At 74.3% G+C, this 16,494-nt stretch carries 18 protein-coding genes; 11 read left to right on the forward strand and 7 right to left on the reverse strand.

Features of this window, described 5'->3' with window-relative positions:
- The first annotated feature begins 14 nt into the window (after nt 1–14).
- Together ASF50_RS06665 and ASF50_RS06670 are read left to right on the forward strand one after the other, a co-directional pair.
- Complete coding sequence (locus ASF50_RS06665; protein WP_082503050.1) at nt 15–221, forward strand: hypothetical protein; 207 nt, start codon at nt 15–17, stop codon at nt 219–221.
- Between the two features lie 58 nt (nt 222–279).
- On the forward strand, nt 280–804 hold the full coding sequence (locus ASF50_RS06670) for a ferritin (RefSeq protein WP_056864136.1): 525 nt from the start codon (nt 280–282) through the stop codon (nt 802–804).
- Between the two features lie 14 nt (nt 805–818).
- Here ASF50_RS06670 and ASF50_RS06675 read toward each other — a convergent pair whose 3' ends face one another.
- Both ASF50_RS06675 and ASF50_RS06680 read right to left on the reverse strand, forming a co-directional pair.
- Nucleotides 819–2,153: a metallophosphoesterase family protein gene (locus ASF50_RS06675; protein WP_056903846.1), complete on the reverse strand. Its 1,335-nt coding sequence runs from the start codon at nt 2,151–2,153 to the stop codon at nt 819–821.
- 92 nt (nt 2,154–2,245) lie between these two features.
- The gene (locus ASF50_RS06680) at nt 2,246–3,358 is read right to left on the reverse strand and encodes an alpha/beta hydrolase (RefSeq protein ID WP_056903847.1); all 1,113 of its coding nucleotides are present in this window, start codon (nt 3,356–3,358) and stop codon (nt 2,246–2,248) included.
- A gap of 115 nt (nt 3,359–3,473) precedes the next feature.
- Between ASF50_RS06680 and ASF50_RS06685 the strand changes: the two genes are divergently transcribed.
- Both ASF50_RS06685 and ASF50_RS06690 read left to right on the forward strand, forming a co-directional pair.
- Nucleotides 3,474–4,400, forward strand: a complete 927-nt coding sequence (locus ASF50_RS06685) for an FAD-dependent oxidoreductase (RefSeq protein WP_056903848.1) — start codon at nt 3,474–3,476, stop codon at nt 4,398–4,400.
- A gap of 67 nt (nt 4,401–4,467) precedes the next feature.
- The gene (locus tag ASF50_RS06690) at nt 4,468–5,583 is read left to right on the forward strand and encodes a PAS domain-containing sensor histidine kinase (protein WP_156718128.1); all 1,116 of its coding nucleotides are present in this window, start codon (nt 4,468–4,470) and stop codon (nt 5,581–5,583) included.
- Nucleotides 5,584–5,614: 31 nt separating this feature from the next.
- Here the strand turns inward: ASF50_RS06690 and ASF50_RS06695 are convergent, their stop codons facing one another.
- Both ASF50_RS06695 and nucS read right to left on the reverse strand, forming a co-directional pair.
- A complete protein-coding gene (locus ASF50_RS06695; RefSeq protein WP_235557571.1) occupies nt 5,615–5,986 on the reverse strand; it encodes a DUF952 domain-containing protein in 372 nt (123 codons plus the stop codon).
- Between the two features lie 2 nt (nt 5,987–5,988).
- Nucleotides 5,989–6,678, reverse strand: a complete 690-nt coding sequence (gene nucS / locus ASF50_RS06700) for an endonuclease NucS (RefSeq protein ID WP_056864142.1) — start codon at nt 6,676–6,678, stop codon at nt 5,989–5,991.
- A 25-nt stretch (nt 6,679–6,703) separates the two neighbouring features.
- On the opposite strand from nucS, the gene ASF50_RS06705 reads away from it, so the two are divergent.
- The 3 genes from ASF50_RS06705 to ASF50_RS06715 all read left to right on the forward strand — a co-directional run bounded on the left by ASF50_RS06705 (nt 6,704) and on the right by ASF50_RS06715 (nt 10,023).
- Nucleotides 6,704–7,285, forward strand: coding sequence for a GNAT family N-acetyltransferase (locus ASF50_RS06705; RefSeq protein WP_056903850.1), 582 nt, complete (start codon nt 6,704–6,706; stop codon nt 7,283–7,285).
- A 79-nt stretch (nt 7,286–7,364) separates the two neighbouring features.
- A complete protein-coding gene (locus ASF50_RS06710) occupies nt 7,365–9,185 on the forward strand; it encodes a 3-hydroxyacyl-CoA dehydrogenase family protein (protein ID WP_235557572.1) in 1,821 nt (606 codons plus the stop codon).
- An 82-nt stretch (nt 9,186–9,267) separates the two neighbouring features.
- On the forward strand, nt 9,268–10,023 hold the full coding sequence (locus tag ASF50_RS06715) for a hypothetical protein (protein WP_056864144.1): 756 nt from the start codon (nt 9,268–9,270) through the stop codon (nt 10,021–10,023).
- A gap of 5 nt (nt 10,024–10,028) precedes the next feature.
- Here ASF50_RS06715 and ASF50_RS06720 read toward each other — a convergent pair whose 3' ends face one another.
- Nucleotides 10,029–11,234 (reverse strand): sensor histidine kinase, encoded by a 1,206-nt coding sequence (locus ASF50_RS06720; protein WP_056903851.1) that lies wholly within the window; start codon nt 11,232–11,234, stop codon nt 10,029–10,031.
- A complete protein-coding gene (locus ASF50_RS06725) occupies nt 11,231–11,596 on the reverse strand; it encodes a response regulator transcription factor (protein WP_162242273.1) in 366 nt (121 codons plus the stop codon). Before ASF50_RS06725 ends, ASF50_RS06720 begins: the two co-directional genes overlap by 4 nt.
- A gap of 149 nt (nt 11,597–11,745) precedes the next feature.
- Here ASF50_RS06725 and ASF50_RS06730 point away from each other — a divergent pair, with 149 nt between their 5' ends.
- The gene (locus tag ASF50_RS06730) at nt 11,746–12,618 is read left to right on the forward strand and encodes an endo alpha-1,4 polygalactosaminidase (protein ID WP_082500233.1); all 873 of its coding nucleotides are present in this window, start codon (nt 11,746–11,748) and stop codon (nt 12,616–12,618) included.
- Nucleotides 12,619–12,679: 61 nt separating this feature from the next.
- Here the strand turns inward: ASF50_RS06730 and ASF50_RS06735 are convergent, their stop codons facing one another.
- Nucleotides 12,680–13,216 carry a CGNR zinc finger domain-containing protein gene (locus ASF50_RS06735; RefSeq protein ID WP_056864147.1) on the reverse strand — a complete coding sequence of 179 codons (537 nt, stop codon included), beginning with the start codon at nt 13,214–13,216 and terminating at the stop codon, nt 12,680–12,682.
- Nucleotides 13,217–13,254: 38 nt separating this feature from the next.
- On the opposite strand from ASF50_RS06735, the gene ASF50_RS06740 reads away from it, so the two are divergent.
- The 3 genes from ASF50_RS06740 to ASF50_RS06750 all read left to right on the forward strand — a co-directional run bounded on the left by ASF50_RS06740 (nt 13,255) and on the right by ASF50_RS06750 (nt 16,484).
- A complete protein-coding gene (locus tag ASF50_RS06740; RefSeq protein WP_056864148.1) occupies nt 13,255–14,235 on the forward strand; it encodes an EamA family transporter in 981 nt (326 codons plus the stop codon).
- A 1-nt stretch (nt 14,236) separates the two neighbouring features.
- Nucleotides 14,237–14,488, forward strand: coding sequence for an ATP-binding protein (locus ASF50_RS06745; RefSeq protein ID WP_056903852.1), 252 nt, complete (start codon nt 14,237–14,239; stop codon nt 14,486–14,488).
- Between the two features lie 166 nt (nt 14,489–14,654).
- The gene (locus ASF50_RS06750) at nt 14,655–16,484 is read left to right on the forward strand and encodes an HNH endonuclease signature motif containing protein (protein WP_056903853.1); all 1,830 of its coding nucleotides are present in this window, start codon (nt 14,655–14,657) and stop codon (nt 16,482–16,484) included.
- Nucleotides 16,485–16,494 lie beyond the last annotated feature (10 nt).

The following is a 16,494-nucleotide window of genomic DNA, read 5'->3' on the forward strand; positions in this document are numbered from 1 at the left end:
CTAGCGTGGTGGTCGTGAGCAAGAAGGCGAAGGGCAAGGACGCGAAGGTCGCCAAGCTGCCCAAGACCAAGTGCTGCGTCTCCAAGTCCAAGTGCGGGCGCTGCCCGCTGCGGATGCTCAAGGAGGGCACCCTGCCCGAGGGGTATACGGTCAAGCGTCGCGAGCTGGTCAGGGTCGACGGCAAGAAGGTCAGCAAGAAGAAGCTCGCGAAGGCGGCCTGACCCTCCTCACGCCCCGCGGCCACGTCGTCCGTCCGTCCCGCGCCCGCCAGGAGGCACCGTGCCCGCCGCCCGTTTCGTCGAGCAGCTCAACGCCCAGATCGGCAACGAGCTCGCCGCGCACAACCAGTACCTCGCCTGCGCGGTCTACTACGACGCCGAGACGATGCCGCAGATGGCGGCGTTCTTCTACGGCCAGGCGCTCGAGGAGCGCGAGCACGCCATGATGATGGTGCAGTACCTCCTCGACACCGACTCGCCGGTGACGATCCCCGGTGTGGACGCGCCCGTGCCGACCTTCGACGACGTCGTGGCGCCGGTCGCGCTCGCCCTGGAGCAGGAGCGTCGCGTGACCGAGCAGATCAACGCGCTGCTGCGCACCGCGCGCGAGGAGTTCGACTTCGCCTCCGAGCAGTTCATGCAGTGGTTCATCAAGGAGCAGGTCGAGGAGGTCGCGACGATGTCGGACCTGCTCGCCGTGGTGCGTCGCAACGCCGACGACATCGACGACATCGAGGACTACGTCGCGCGTGAGCAGAGCGCCGAGGGCGCCGACCCCACGGCCCCCCGGGCCGCCGGCGCCTGAGCCGACCCGCCCTGTCAGCGGCCGTCGAGCTCCGTGGCCGGCGCCAGGTCGCCGCTGCGCGTCACGAGTCGGCCCGTGGGCGTGAGCACGGCCGAGCCGCGCAGGCGGCGCCCGGGCTCGTAGCGCAGGTCGCGGGGCACGGCGCGCTTCTCGCTGGTCTGCCACAACGTCCCGCTGTCGCGGTCGACCCGGGTGTCGAAGCCGTAGGTGCTCAGCTCCAGACGGTCCTCGAAGACGTCGAGGCGCAGGTAGGTGGTGCCGCCGAAGGCGAACAGGCCGCCGTGGGTGACCTGCACCGGCTGACCCCGGCGGGCGATGGCCGTGACGTCGTGCACCTCGCCGGCCAGGTAGAGGTCGACGTCGGCGCTCGTCATGGCCCGCCACATCCTCGACCGCGGGCCGTCGTCGAGCCGGAGCCCGGAGGAGCCGGACGTGCGCACCGGGCCGAGCGCCGGCACGTGACCCTGCACGACCACCCACCGGAAGCGCTCGCGTCCCTCCGCCAGGGTCCGCCGGAACCAGCGCAGGTGCGCGCCGGTCAGGTCGAGGCGCATGCCGTCGCGTCCGGCGCGTGCCGCGGGTCGTGGGTCGAAGACGTCGACCGAGACGAGCATGACCTCGGGTGACAGCGCGGTCCAGTACGACGTCGCGGCGTACGGCGTGCCCACGGGGCGGTGCGAGCGCGCGTAGCGGGCGCCGACGAGGGCCTCGGCGAAGGTCCGCTTGTAGGTCGGCACCGCGGCGAGGTCGAAGGAGCCGCCGGGCCAGGGGTCGTCGCCGATCTCGTGGTCGCCCACGGCCACGTGGGGCAGCGGCAGGCCGTGCCGGGCGAAAAGGCGGGCCCAGGCGCCGAAGTAGAACGCGCCGGCGCGTCCGACGGCCGCCCGCGCCCGCGCCGGGGTGTCCACGGGTCCGAAGATGCCCGTGCGGTCGACGTCGACGCCCCAGTGCCCCTCGACCAGGTCGCCGGCGACCAGGACAGCGTCGGGCTCCTCGGCCCGCAGCTGCTCGAGCACGACGCCGGTGGCCGTGACGTAGCGGTCGTTGATCGAGTTGTGCACGCCGTCCCAGCGGGGCAGCCCCGACACGTCGCCCACGTCGGCGTTCATGAAGTCGGGGCTCGACACGACGGTGAGCACCGGGTCGTCGCCCCGGTCGGGCAGGGGCACGGCGGTGTCGCCGAACCCGCCGTCGCCCGGACGGCGCTCCACGCCGTCGGCCGTCGTGGCCGTCGTGGCCGTCGGGGTCGCGGCGAGGGCCGGGCCCGTGGCGGGGCTGGTGAGGCCGGCGGCCGTGGCCAGGGCGACGAGCCCGGCGGCGGCGCCGGTGCGGAGGGAGCGGAGCGGCACGGATCCACCTCGGGGCCGGGAGCGGGCCCTCACCGTAGGCCGCCGGGACCGCGTGGCGGGGTGGAACGGCGCGACCGGCCCGCGCCGCGAGGTCAGCGGCGTGCGAGCCAGCGCAGGACCGCGCGCTGCACCTGCGCCGACTGGGCCTCGAGGGGCAGGGCGCTGCCGGCGCCGCGGACGGTGCGCACCGCCACCGCGGGGCTGGAGGAGAACCGGTCGGCCTGGGCCGCGGCGGAGTCGGCGTCGAAGCGCCGGTCCTCGCTGCCGTGGAGGAGGAGCACGGGCTCTGCGATCCGGTCGGTCGTGGCCAGGGAGGCGCCCAGCGCCGAGGCCAGGCTGGCGACGTCGCCGCACGGCACGGCGTTGCGCCGCTCGGCGGCGTCGCGCTGGACCGCGGCGGGCGCGGAGGAGAACAGCAGGTCGCGGAAGTCGCGGGCGCTCGCGCCGTAGGCCGTGTAGCCGCCGGCGCTCGCCAGGCAGGCCGACGACTGGCGCACCGCCTCGTCGAGGGCGCGACGGGTCGCGCCCGTGTCGGACCACGACATCAGCACCAGGCCGTCGACGTCGGTGAACTCCGCGGCCTCGAGCTGTGCGATCGCGGCGCCGGTGCCGTGTCCGTGCACGACGACCTTCGCGGCGTGCAGGGGAGTGCTCCCCACCGGGCCCGAGGTGAAGACGAAGCGCCCGCTGCGCAGGTGCTGCACGACCTGGTGGAGCATGGTCGCCTGGGCGCCGAGGCAGGTGGCGTCGCCGTCGGGCAGCGGGCTGGCGTCGTAGCCGAGGCGGTCGAGCACCAGCGAGGTCTCGCCGCGCCGGGCCAGTGCCGCGGCGTAGTCGAGGGCGGGTCGCCCGGGCATGCGCCAGAACCACGACCCGGTGCCGGCGTCGTGCACCAGCACGTTGACCCGCGTGCTGCCGGTCTGGCCGAGCACGTCGCGCCGGGGTCCGACGAGGCGTGCGCGCACGGGGTAGGCCTCGCCGTCGGCGACGCAGGGCACCGAGGTCTCGTTGAGGTTGCGCAGGTCGAAGCGCACCGGGTGGGACACGACGCGGTCGGCCCCGGTGCGCGCGACGCCGGAGCCGTCACCGACCGCGGCGGTGCCGGCCGCGACCGGCAGCAGCACCGCCGCGACGACGGCGAGGACGAGGGCGATCGCCGGCAGCGGGCGGCGGCCCAGCGGGCGCGACGTGCGGGGGAGCGACATGTGTTGAACATAATTCAACAAGGGCGGTCGTGGCGTACTGGCGGTATGTGACGTCGCCGACGTCCGCCCGCCTCGACCGGCACCGCACGGGGTCGCGGTGGTCCACACTGGGGGCGTGCAGCGCGTGGTCGTGGTCGGGGCGGGGGTCGTCGGGCTCACCTGTGCCCTGCGCCTGCTCCGGGCCGGGCACCGCGTCGACGTGGTCGCGCGCGACCTGCCGCTCGAGACGACCTCGGCGGTGGCGGCGGCGCTCTGGTACCCCTACCGCGCCGGACCGCAGGAGCGGGTGAGCGGGTGGGCGGCGACCACCCGCGAGGAGCTGGTCGCCCTCGCCGCGGCCGACCCCGACGGGGAGCGGACCGGGGTGCGTGTCGTCGTGGGCACCGAGGTCCTCCGTGCGGCGACGCCCGATCCGTGGTGGGCCGGCGCGGTGCCCGACCTGTCGCGACCCACGGCGACGGACCTGCCGGCGGGCTTCGTCGACGGCTACCGGTTCGCGGCACCGGTGGTCGAGATGCCGCGCTACCTCAGGTGGCTGCGGCGCGAGGTGCTGGCCGCGGGCGGCTCGCTGACGCGGCTGGCGCTGGGCTCCCTGCCGGCGAGCGGCCCGCACACAGCGCTGGTGGTCGACTGCGCAGGGCTCGGCGCCCGGCTGCTGGCCGGCGACCTCGCGGTGACCCCGGTGCGGGGCCAGGTCGTGCGGGTCGCCCGGACCGGGGTCGACCGGTGGTGGCTCGACGGCACCGGACCGACGTACGTCGTGCCCCGGTCCGACGACGTGGTGGTGGGCGGCACCGCGGAGGAGGGCGTGTGGGACCGCACCCCGTCGCCCGCGACGGCGGCCCGCCTGCTGGAGCGGGCGGAGGCCCTGGTGCCGGGGATCTCGGCGGCTCCGGTGCTCGGGCACGCCGTGGGGCTGCGGCCGGCCCGACCGCACGTGCGCCTGGAGCGGGTGGGCGACGTGGTCCACTGCTACGGCCACGGAGGCGCCGGCGTCACGCTCTCCTGGGGGTGCGCCGACGAGGTCGCCGCCCTGGTGTGACCGAATCGGCACGACCCACGGATCAGGCGGGACGCGTCACGCTTCCCCCGCGGCCTATGGTCGCTGCGTGGAGGATCGACCACCCGACGAGAGCGCTCTCATGCGCGGGGTCTTCGAGGCGTCGCCCGACGCCATCGTGGTCATCGACGCCGACGGTCGGATCGTGCGCGCCAACGCCCAGTGCTCGGCGGTCTTCGGGCACGACCCTGACGGCCTGCTGGGGGAGCCCGTCGAGGTCCTCGTGCCGCCGCGGCTGCGCGAGGCCCACCCTGCGCGACGCGGGGCCTTCACCGGCGGTGGCGGCGCCCGGGCCATGGGGCTGCTGCAGCTCGCGGCGGTGCGCGCCGACGGCACCGAGTTCCCGGCCGAGATCTCGCTGGCGGCGGTCTCCCACGACGGGGAGCCGCTGACCTGCGCCACGGTGCGCGACGTGACCGCGCGCCTCGCGCTGCAGCAGGAGTCCGACCGGGTGCGCGAGGAGCTCCTGGCCACGGTCTCCCACGAGCTGCGCACCCCGCTGACGTCGATCATCGGCTACACCGAGCTCCTGCTCGACCTCGGCGAGAGCCAGGTCGGCCCGGCGGCGCGCCGGATGCTGGCCATCGTGGAGCGCAACGCCAACCGCGAGCTGCGGCTGGTCAACGACCTGCTCGACCTGGCCTTCCTCGACGACCGCGAGCACATGGACGCCGAGCCGGTCGACCTCGTCGAGGTGGTGCGCGCCGCCGTCGACGGGGCGCGGGTCGGTGCCCGGGGCCGGGGTCTGGAGCTCTCCTCGACGCTCGCGGCGGGCGTGGCCCCCGAGGGGGCGCGTGCCCTGCTCGTGACCGGCGACGAGCAGCGGCTCGGGCAGGTGCTCGACAACCTGCTGTCGAACGCCGTGAAGTTCACCGCTCCCGGCGGGCGGGTGCTCGTCGACTGCGCGCCGCGCGAGGGCGACCTGGCCCTGAGCGTGAGCGACACCGGCACGGGCATGGAGGCCGTCGAGGTGCCGCAGATCTTCGACCGGCTCTACCGCTCGCCGCGGGCGGTGCGCGACCAGGTGCCGGGAGCGGGCCTCGGTCTGTCCATCGTGGACAGCATCGTGCGGGCCCACGGGGGCCGGATCGAGGTCGACAGCGAGCCCGGGGTCGGCACGACGGTCTCGGTGCTGCTCCCGGCGCGCGTGGAGCCGGTGGACTGAGCGGCGTGGGCGCCCAGGGTCAGCCCGGGGGTCAGCCCGGACCCTCGCGCAGCGCCTCGTCGAGGGGCAGCACCCGCACGACGGCGGCCGCGGGCACGGGGCCGTAGACGTGGGGGAAGGTCTCGGCGTCGGCCCGACCGGGCTCCACCGGCTCGTCGACCACGTCGCAGCCCAGCAGCGCGGGGTCGATCTCGAGGAGCACCAGGGCGTCGGGGCAGTCGGCGTAGAAGCGCGCGTGGACCCCGCGCCACTGGTCGGCGCGGCTGGCGTGGATGAAGCCCTCCTGCTCCAGGCTCACGCCGCGGGTGGAGGTCGTGTAGGTGCCCGACTCCCGGGCCGCCTCCCAGTCGGTCGCGAGCGCCACGTGGAACAGCCGGGACGCACCGGCAGCGGAGGTCGTCACGCTCAGAACAGCCGGTGGGTGGGGTCGTCGACGCCGCGCAGGGCGTCGTAGTCGACGAGGGCGCAGGCGATCCCGCGGTCGGTGGCCAGCACCCGGGCCTGGGGCTTGATCTCCTGGGCGGCGAAGATGCCGCGCACGGGCGCGAGCAGCGGGTCGCGGTTGAGCAGCTCGAGGTAGCGGGTGAGCTGCTCGACACCGTCGATCTCCCCGCGCCGCTTGATCTCGACGGCGACGCTGCGGCCCTCGGTGTCGCGGCACATCAGGTCGACCGGGCCGATCGCGGTCGGGAACTCGCGGCGCACCAGCGTGAGCCCGGGCGAGAGGGTCGCCGGCTGCTCGGCCAGCAGCACCTGCAGGTGCTTCTCCACCCCGTCCTTCTGCAGGCCGGGGTCGACCCCGAGGTCGTGGGAGGAGTCGTGGAGGACCTCCTCGATGAGGATCCGCAGGGTGTCCTCGGGCCCCTTGGCGCTCGCGCGGCTGCGCACCGTCCACTCCACCTGGCCCTCCTCGGTGGTGGCCTCGCGCAGCGTGCAGGGCGGTGACATCCAGTTCAGCGGCTTGTAGGACCCGCCGTCGGAGTGCACCAGCACCGACCCGTCGGCCTTGATCATCAGCACCCGCGTGGCCATCGGCAGGTGCGCCGTCAGCCGTCCGGCGTAGTCGACCTGGCAGCGCGCAACGACGAGTCTCACGGGCCAGGAATCTACAGTGGCGCCCGTGTCCGACCACCCGCCGCTCCCCCCGGCCTGGCGCGTGCGCCACGCCCGCCCCTCCGAGCTGCGGCGGCTGGCCGCCGTCGAGGACAGCGGGGGAGCCCTCTTCCGCGCGCACCTGGGGGAGGACCTGCCGGCCGCGCTGCTCGCCCCGGCGCCCTCCGGGCTCGACCGCGCGGCCCTGCCCGGCTCCGTGCTCGTGGCCGTGCACGGCACGGACCAGGAGGTGGTGGGTTTCGCCCACGTCGTGGACCACGGCCACGAGGAGCCGGGGGCGGTCCACCTCGAGCAGCTCTCGGTGCTGCCCTCGCACGGTCGTCGCGGGATCGGCACGGCGCTGGTGCGCGCGGCCGAGGAGGAGGCGCGCTGGTCGGGCGCCGGGCTGATGACCCTGACCACCTACCGCGACGTGCCGTGGAACGGACCCCTCTACGCCCGCCTGGGGTACGCCGAGCAGGCGCGGCCGCCGGCGTACGTGGCGCGCGCACTGGCCGCCGAGCGGGCCGCGGGTCTCGAGCGCGGGGGCGCCGTCGCCGCGGGTCCGAGGGTCGCGATGTCTCGCCGGCTGGGACGTCGCGGGGCCTGAGCGGGTCTGGATCGTTCAAGTTACCGGTGGGTGAACTAGTTCACGGCCCGGGTCGGTGACGCGTGCCATGATGCCGCCCATGACGAGCCTCGAGACCACTCCCGACACCTCCGCCGACGCCGGCCGCGACTTCACCGCCATCGGCGTGGTGGGGCTCGGGACGATGGGCGCCGGCATCGCCGAGGTCTTCGCCCGGCACGGCTTCGCGGTCGTCGGCGTCGAGCTGAGCGAGGAGAGCGTGGCGCGCGGTCGGCAGTACCTCGAGCACTCCACGGGGCGTGCGGTGCGCCGCGGCAAGCTCACCGAGGAGGAGCAGGCCGAGCTGCTCGGCCGGGTCACCCTGACCACGTCGCTGAAGGACCTGGCCGACGTCGACCTGGTCGTCGAGGCCGCGGTGGAGTCGATGGCGACCAAGCAGGCGATCTTCCGCGAGCTCGACGCGATCGTCGGTCCCGACACGGTGCTGGCCACCAACACCTCCTCGCTCTCGGTCACCGAGCTCTCCAGCGCCACCTCGCGCCCGGGCCGCGTGGTGGGCGTGCACTTCTTCAACCCCGCACCGGTGCAGAAGCTGGTCGAGGTGGTGCGCACGGTCGTCACCGAGCCCGCCGTGCTCGACGACGTGCAGGCGCTGCTCGGCCGCCTGGGCAAGAGCCCCGTGGTCTGTGGCGACAAGGCCGGCTTCATCGCCAACACGCTGCTCTTCGGCTACCTCAACCACGCCGCCTCCATGTTCGAGGGCCGCTACGCCTCGCGCGAGGACATCGACGCCGCGATGCGCTTCGGCTGCGGCTACCCGATGGGCCCGCTGGCGCTGCTCGACCTGATCGGCCTCGACACCGCCTACGAGATCCTCGAGACGATGTACCGCCAGGGCCGCGACCGCCTCCACGCGCCCACCCCGATCCTCAAGCAGATGGTCACCGCCGGTCTGCTGGGCCGCAAGACCGGGCGCGGCTTCTACACCTACGAGGCCCCCGACAGCCCGGTCGTGGTCGCCGACGCCGCGACCCCGTCGGCCGACGAGCTGCCGCAGCTGCGCCACGACATCCGCCAGGTCGGCGTCGTCGGCACCGGCACCATGGCCAGCGGCATCGTGGAGGTCTTCGCCAAGGCCGGCTACGACGTGCTCGTCGTGGGCCGCTCGGCCGACAAGGTCGACGGCGTCAGCGCCACCGTCACCCGCAGCTTCGACAAGCAGATCCAGCGCGGGCGGGCCACCGAGGAGGCCAAGGCCGAGGTGCTGGCCCGCATCAGCGGCACCACGAGCCTGGAGGACCTGGCCAGCGTGGACCTGGTGGTCGAGGCCATCGCCGAGGACCTCGCCGTCAAGACCACCCTCTTCGAGAACCTCGACGAGATCTGCAAGCCGGGGGCGATCCTGGCCACCACCACCTCGAGCCTGCCCATCATCGCCATGGCCACGGTGACCAGCCGGCCGCAGGACGTCGTCGGCATGCACTTCTTCAACCCCGCCACGGTGATGAAGCTGGTCGAGGTCGTCTCCACGGTGGCCACCTCCGACGAGGTCACCGAGACCACGCGGGCGCTGTGCGCGGCCGTGGGCAAGGTCGCGGTCTCGTGCGGTGACCGGGCCGGCTTCATCGTCAACGCCCTGCTCTTCCCCTACCTCAACGACGCGGTCAAGATGCTCGAGGCCCACTACGCCACCGCCGACGACATCGACGTGGCCATGAAGCAGGGCTGCGCCCTCCCGATGGGTCCCTTCGAGCTGCTCGACGTCGTGGGCAACGACGTGTCGCTGGCCATCCAGCGCGAGCTCTACCTCGAGTTCCGCGAGCCCGGCTTCGCCCCGGCCCCGCTGCTCGAGCACCTGGTCACCGCCGGCTACCTCGGCCGCAAGACCAAGCGGGGGTTCCGCGACTACTCCGCCCGCTGAGGCACAGGCACAGGCACAGGCACAGCCGCAGGGCAGCGGGCGAGGGGCTGGCGGTCCCTCGGGGGCTCCGTACAGTGGGGACATGGAGTACCTCCTCGTCCTCGCCCTGGTCCTCGGTGCCATCGCCGTCGCCGCGCTGGCCGGCCGGGGCCACCAGCGCAAGGTGCTCGCGGCCAAGGAGGCCGAGCTGGCGCCGGTGCGCAAGCTGGCGGCCGAGGACGTGACCGCGCTCGGGGTCGAGCTCCAGGAGCTCGACCTCGAGCTGGCCGGCCAGCCGCTCGACGCCGGCGCCAACGCCGACTACCAGCGCGCGCTCGACGCCTACGAGTCGGCCAAGGCCGCCGCCGACGCGATGGAGCGGCCCGACGACGTGCGCCACGTCACCGAGATCCTCGAGGACGGTCGCTACGCGATCGCCTGCGTCCAGGCCCGCGTGGCCGGTGAGGCGCTGCCCACGCGCCGCCCGCCCTGCTTCTTCGACCCCCGCCACGGGCTCTCGGTGACCGACGTGCCCTGGACGCCGACCGGGGGAGCCCAGCGCGACGTGCCGGCCTGCGCCCTCGACGCCGAGCGGGTGCGCGCCGGTGCCGACCCCGACATCCGCAAGGTGATGGTCGGCTCGCAGCGGGTGCCCTACTGGCAGGGCGGCCCGGCCTACCAGCCCTACGCCCGCGGCTACTTCGGGTCGTTCACCACCATGGACTTCATGTTCATGGGGCTGATGTTCGGTGCCTTCGGAGGCTTCGACGCCATCGGTGAGATCGGCGAGGGCCTGGGCGAGGCCGTCGGCGGCGTCGGCGAGGGCCTCGGCGACATGTTCGACGGCTTCGACTTCTAGCCCGGTCAGGACGGCAGGGTCATCCGCACGGTGGTGCCCCCGCCCGGGGTGTCCTCGACGAGGAGACGTCCGCCGTGCAGCGACGCGATCCGCGCGCAGGTGGCCAGCCCGATGCCGTGACCGTGGTCGGGATCGCTGTCGTCGCGGCCGAACATGTCGAGCACGCGCGCCCGCTGGGAGGCCGCGATGCCCCGGCCGTTGTCGACCACCGCCAGCTCGTGGCCCTGCGGGGTCACCGCCGAGGTCACGACCACCCGCGGTGCGCGGTCGGGGGAGCGGAACTTCACCGCGTTGCCGAGCAGGTTCTGCAGCAGCTGGCGCAGCAGCGCGGGATCGGCCCGCACCGTCGGGGCCGCAAGGTCGCGCCGCACGAGGCCGCGCGCGGCCGTGTCGCCCAGGTCGACGACGACCTGGTCGAGCACGTCGTCGAGCGCCACGTGCTGCCGCTCGACCACGTGGCCGCCGACGCGGGCGTGGCGCAGCAGGGCGTCGAGCAGGTCCATCATGCGTCCCGACGCCTGGTCGGCGCGTCGCAGCAGCTCCCGCCCGCGGGGGCCGAGGGATCCGGCGTACTCGTGGTCGAGGATCTCCAGCCAGCCGGTGAGCACGGTCAGCGGCCCGCGCAGGTCGTGCGAGGCCACCGCGGCCACCTGCTCCAGGTCCTGGTTGGAGCGCTCGAGCTCGGTGGTGCGGGTGGCCAGCTCGCCGAGCAGGTGCTCGAGGCGGGCCCGGTCCTGCATCTGGGCGCTCACGTCCTCGACGTGGGCGACGACGTGGATGGGGGTGCCGTCGTCCTCGCGCACGACCGCGGCGGTGACCTCCACCCAGACGTGGTGACCCGCGGCGTGTCGCCAGCGCTGCAGCAGTCGGGAGGACTCCTGCTCGCCGGTGAGGCAGCGCGCCGACTCGACGGCCGCCACCGCTGCGTCGTCGGGGTGGACCACGTCGCTCGAGGCCAGCGCGCGCAGCGACTCCGCGTCGCGACCGAGCAGGGCGCACAGGGCGCGGTTGACGCGCAGGAAGCGGCCCTCCACCGAGAGCAGGGCCATGCCGAGCGGGGAGCTGTCCATCGTCATCCGCCACCGCTCCTCGGCCCGGGCGAGGGCGCGCACCGCGGTGTGGGCGGCGCGGGCGGCGTGGTCGGCCGCGGCGTCGCCGCCGGAGGTCGCCGCCGGGGCCAGGACCTCGGGGCCGACGACCGGGCTCCTCACGAGGCCGAGCCCGCCCGGGCCGGCGTACGCCGCCCCAGCGTCTCGACCGCCGACACCAGGCCGGCCCCGCTGAAGGGCTTGTCGAGCACCTCGTCGACGCCGGCGGCGTAGGCCGCGGCGTGGTCGCGGCGCGCGGTGACCATGAGCAGCGGCAGGCCCCGCAGCGCCGGGTCGCTGCGCACCGCCCGTGTCAGCCCCAGGCCGTCGAGGGTCGGCATCATCCAGTCCAGCACCACCGCGTCGAAGCCGCCCGCGAGCAGCCGCCGCAGGCCGCAGCGACCGTCGGGCGCCAGCTCCACGTCGTGCCCGGCGCGGCCGAGGAAGATCTCCATCAGCGTCGACAGGTCCGGATCGTCGTCCACCACCAGAATGCGCATCGTTCGGGTCCGTCCCCCCTCGGACGGGCGGGCCTCGCGCCCGCCTCGTCCTCCCCATCGGCCGTCGGGGCGGGGACCTGAGGCACGCCGACGGACGGCGGGAGGCAGCGCCGCCCGCTGCTAGGTTGCCGCCCATGTCGCACCGACCCACCGCCCGGAGCCCGCGCACGACGTCCCCGCTCCTCGTGCTGCTCCTCGTGCTGCTCCTCGGTCTCACCGTCGGGCCTCTGCTCGCTGCCGCCCCGGGCGGCGCCTCGGGTGCGAGCACCGGCGCACCGACGGCGGGGGAGCGCGCCGTCGAGGAGCCGTCGGCGCCTCCGGCGCTCCCGGCGGCGACCGACGTCGACTACCAGCTCGGCGGGGTCGACGAGGTGCCCGACCACGTGGGGATCGTCGTGCGCGACCGCACCGAGGAGCCGGCAGGGGTCTACGACGTCTGCTACGTCAACGGCTTCCAGACCCAGCCCGACGCGCGGCGCTTCTGGCGCGAGCGCTGGTCGCTGGTGCTCAAGGACGACCGGGGCCGACCGGTCGTGGACTCGGCCTGGGGGGAGTGGCTGCTCGACCTGCGCACCGCCTCCAAGCGCGAGCGCGTGGCCCGCATCGTGGGGCGCTGGATCGACGGCTGCGCCCGCGACGGCTTCGAGGCCGTCGAGCTCGACAACCTCGACTCCTTCCTGCGCAGCGACGGTCTGCTGAGGCGGGCACAGAACCTCGCGCTCGCGTCGCTGTTCGTCGAGCGCGGCCACGAGTCCGGCCTGGCCGTGGCCCAGAAGAACCTCGCCGGCTACGACGGCACCCGCATCGGCTTCGACCTCGCGGTGGCCGAGGAGTGCGGACGCTACGACGAGTGCGACGCCTACACCGAGGTCTTCGGCGACCAGGTCGTGGTCGTGGAGTACCGCGACCGGGACTTCGAGGCGACCTGCGCCGGCTTCGGGGACGCGCTGCCGGTGGTGCGCCGCGACCGCCCGCTGCGGCCGGCCTACGACCCGCGGTGGTGCTGACCGGCCTCCCGCCGAGTCCCCCTGCCCAGCCGGTCGCCCAGCCGGTCGCCCAGCCGGTGGCTCAGCCGTCGCTCTGGCGGGCGCGGTAGGCCGCGACGGCGTTGCGGTTGCCGCAGGTGGTCGAGCAGAAGCGGCGCGAGCGGTTGCGGGAGAGGTCGAGCACGACACCGTCGCAGTCCTCGTCGGCGCAGACGCCCAGCCGTGACATCTCGTCGGTGCGGATCACGTCGATCATGGCCATCGCGGTCTCGACGGTGATCCGGGTGACGAGCGGCGCGTCGGGCAGCACGGCGTGCACGTGCCAGTCGTAGGGCTCGTGGCGCACCAGCTGGGGCAGCGCCCGGGCCTCGCTCAGCATCGCGTTGACCAGCTCGACGGCGTGGTCGCGCTCGGCGGTCAGCAGCTCGCGCAGCACCGGCCGCAGCGCGCGCACGGCGTCGAGCTCGGCGCGCGTGCGGTCGTGGCGCCCGGAGTACTCGAAGTCGGCGAGGAACCGGTCGAGGTCGGCGACGCTCTCCAGCGTGTCGGGGGGCTCGGCGGAGTTGGCGAGCACCACGGCGGACTGGAGCGACATCTCGGTGTCATGGGCGAAAACCACGTTGACAGGTTACCCGACGGCCCGTAGCGTCATGGATCATGACGACGATGACTCATGACGCCACCCGGTCGGCCGGCGGTCCCGCCGATGGCTCCCGCCTGGTGTCGGGGCTCGTGCTCGCCGTCGTCTCGGCGACCGCCTTCGGTGCGTCGGGCGCCCTGGCCCGTGGGTTGCTCGACGCCGGGTGGACGCCGGGCTCGAGCGTGCTGGTCAGGGTGGGGCTGGCCGCCCTCGTCGTGCTGCCCTTCGGGCTGGCCTCGCTGCGCGGGCGGTGGTCGCTGCTGCGCCGCAACGCCGCCCTCGTGGTGACCTACGGCGTGCTCGCCGTGGCCGGTGCGCAGTTCTGCTACTTCTCCGCGGTGCAGCACATGCAGGTCGGGCCGGCGCTGCTCATCGAGTACACCGCGCCCGCGGCCGTGGTGGTGTGGCTCTGGCTGCGCCACGGCCAGCGACCCGGACCCGTCACCCTGCTGGGCGCGGCGCTGGCCGCCGCCGGTCTCGTGCTGGTGCTCGACCTGCTCTCCGGCGCCGACCTCAGCGTGGTGGGCGTGCTGTGGTCGCTGGGGGCGATGGTGGGGGCCGCGTCGTACTTCGTGATCTCCGCCGACGAAGGCAACGGGCTGCCTCCGCTGACGCTGGCCGCCGGCGGCCTGGTCGTCGGGGCGGCGGTCCTGGGCCTGCTCGGCCTGGTCGGCGTGCTGCCCATGGCCGGGTCCACGCGTCCGGTCACCTACGGCGCCACCACCGTCGACTGGTGGGTGCCGCTGGTGCTGCTCGGCCTGGTGACGGCGGCCCTGGCCTACACCACGGGCATCGCGGCCGGGCGTCGCCTGGGCTCGCGGCTGGCCTCCTTCGTCGCCCTCCTCGAGGTGCTCGCCGGCGTCGGCTTCGCGTGGCTGCTCCTCGACGAGCTGCCGCGCCCGGTGCAGCTGGCCGGCGGCCTGCTCATCCTGGCCGGCGTGGTGGCGGTGAAGCTCGGCGAGCGGGGCGTCGTCCGGGTCGAGCCGACGCCGGCCTGAGGTGACCCCCGGCTCGGTGCGGCTCGTGGTGGTCGACCACTGCCTGGGCGTCGCCGAGGCCGACCGCGACCGCGTCTTCAAGCCGCTCGAGCGCGTGCACACCGCGGTGGCCGGCACCGGGGTGGGTCTGGCCACCGACCGGCGCGTCGTGGAAGCGCACGGCGACGCGACCGGTCTCTGGGGCACTCCCGGAGGAGGTGCGACCGTGTGGTTCGAGCGGCCTGACGCCGTCCTGCCCGCCGGGAGGGTCTGACCCGCCGCTCGCCCGCGGTGGTCGAGGGCCGGCCGCCAGGACCGCGGTGGTCGAGGAGGGAGCGCCAGCGACCGTCTCGAAACCACCCTCACGCGACAGCGCAACCCTCTCCACAGATCCACCGGCAGACCTAGTCATCGAATACGTGTTCGAATAGACTGGGTGCATGCTCCTCGACCTCGACACCACCGGCACCGTGGTCGACATCGAGTCCCTCGACGCCGACGACGTCCTGGAGTACGCCGACGACACCGCCCGCTCCGTACGCGCCGCCGAGCGTCGCACCCTGCGCGTCATGGCCCGCTGGGGAGCACTGAACCCCGACCAGGCCTACGCCTGGTCGGTGCCCGGGATGATCCGCCACGGCCTCGACGAGTTCGCCGCCGAACCCCTCGCCCTGGCCCTGGACATCTCCCCGGTCAACGCCGGCTGCAACCTCGCCGAGGTCATGGAGCTGGTCCACCGTCTCCCGCGCATCTGGGCGATGGTGGAGGACCTCACCCTCCCCGGCTGGCGCGCGCGGCGGATCGCCTCCCAGACCCAGGTGTTGAACGACACCGGGGCTGCGTACGTCGACCGCAAGGTCGCCGCCCTCGGCTCCCGCGCACAGAGCCTGGGCGCGCGGCGCATCGAGCTGTTCGTCGCCGAGGCCGCCGCCAGGCACGACCCCCACGCCCAGGCCGCGCTGGAGGAGAAGGCACGCGGTGGGTGGAACGTGCGGGTGACCCACGACGTCGACCGCGGCTCCGCGTCGGGCACCTCGTGGCTTGAGGTGCTCGGTGACACCCAGGACCTCACCCGGTTCCACGACCTGATCTGCGCCACCGCCGCCGAGCTCGGCCGCCACCAGACCTCGACCGGAGCCGTGGTCGAGTCGTTGGAGGTCCGCAAGGCCCGTGCGATCGGGGTCATCACCGACCGCGCCCAAGGACTGACGGCACTGGACTCGGTGGAGCCCACGACTGCGAAGGAGCGGGTGGTCTACGTCCACCTGCGCCCCGAGGACCTCGAGCGCGCCGAGACCCTCGCCGCCCTCGACACAACCCGCATGAACGGAGAAGAACCAGCGCCGGAGGAGCCCCCGCCCCCCGCCGAGGCCCCGGCCGAGGAACCCCCACCCGACCCCCGGGACCTCCCCACCCCCACCGAACACGAGACCGTCCCCGCGGGACAGACCATGACCCCGGTGGCTGAGGAGCGGGCGCAGCGAGCGTCTCGAAGCCCCGCCGCGGGCAACGACCCCGAGACCACCGCCGGACAGGCCACGGCCCCGGTGGCTGAGGAGCGAGCGCAGCGAGCGTCTCGAAGCCCCGCCGCGGGCAACGACCCCGAGACCACCGCCGGACAGGCCACGGCCCCGGTGGCTGAGGAGCGAGCGCAGCGAGCGTCTCGAAGCCAAGCCCCGGCCACCGACGAACAGCCCGCGAACGAGCAGCCCGCCGACGAGCACCCTGCGGGCGACCCGTACCGCACCACCGGCCCCGACCTGCGCCCCACAGCGGTCCATCGCCACCACGAGACCAGCCACCTGTCCCAGATCGACCGCACCGGCCCACCACCGGGCACCGCGGTCGTCGAAGGTCTCGGGGTCGTCTCCACCACCACCCTGCGCCGCTGGCTCCACGGCACCAAGGTCTACGTGAGACCCGTCATCGACCTCGACCCCACCACCGCCGGCGCCGTGGACCGGCACGACCCACCACCGTGGATGCGCGAACACGTCACCCTGCGCGACCCACGCTGCGTGTTCCCCGGCTGCAGCGTGCCGTCACGACGCTGCGACCTCGACCACATCCAGCCCTACCGAGACCCCGACCATGGCGGGAAGCCCGGCCAGACCCACCCGTCGAACCTCGCGCCGCTGTGCCGACACCACCACCGGCTCAAGACCACCGGCTCCGACGGGAGTCCTCCGTGGACTTTCCACCGGCATCCCGACGGCACCTACGCCTGGACCAACCCCCACGGCTGGACCACGCTGGTCCGCGCCGGCTGAGCGGGGTGCG

Source organism: Nocardioides sp. Leaf307 (assembly GCF_001423135.1).
Taxonomy (GTDB): domain Bacteria; phylum Actinomycetota; class Actinomycetes; order Propionibacteriales; family Nocardioidaceae; genus Nocardioides; species Nocardioides kribbensis.

Excerpts from the sequence above, each read along its gene's own strand:
- ASF50_RS06680 (WP_056903847.1), bottom strand. The coding sequence starts at position 3,358 with ATGTCGCTCCCCCGCACGTCGCGCCCGCTGGGCCGCCGCCCGCTGCCG.
- ASF50_RS06710 (WP_235557572.1), top strand. The coding sequence starts at position 7,365 with ATGACGAGCCTCGAGACCACTCCCGACACCTCCGCCGACGCCGGCCGC.
- ASF50_RS06715 (WP_056864144.1), top strand. The coding sequence starts at position 9,268 with ATGGAGTACCTCCTCGTCCTCGCCCTGGTCCTCGGTGCCATCGCCGTC.
- ASF50_RS06730 (WP_082500233.1), top strand. The coding sequence starts at position 11,746 with ATGTCGCACCGACCCACCGCCCGGAGCCCGCGCACGACGTCCCCGCTC.
- ASF50_RS06740 (WP_056864148.1), top strand. The coding sequence starts at position 13,255 with ATGACGACGATGACTCATGACGCCACCCGGTCGGCCGGCGGTCCCGCC.
- ASF50_RS06750 (WP_056903853.1), top strand. The coding sequence starts at position 14,655 with ATGCTCCTCGACCTCGACACCACCGGCACCGTGGTCGACATCGAGTCC.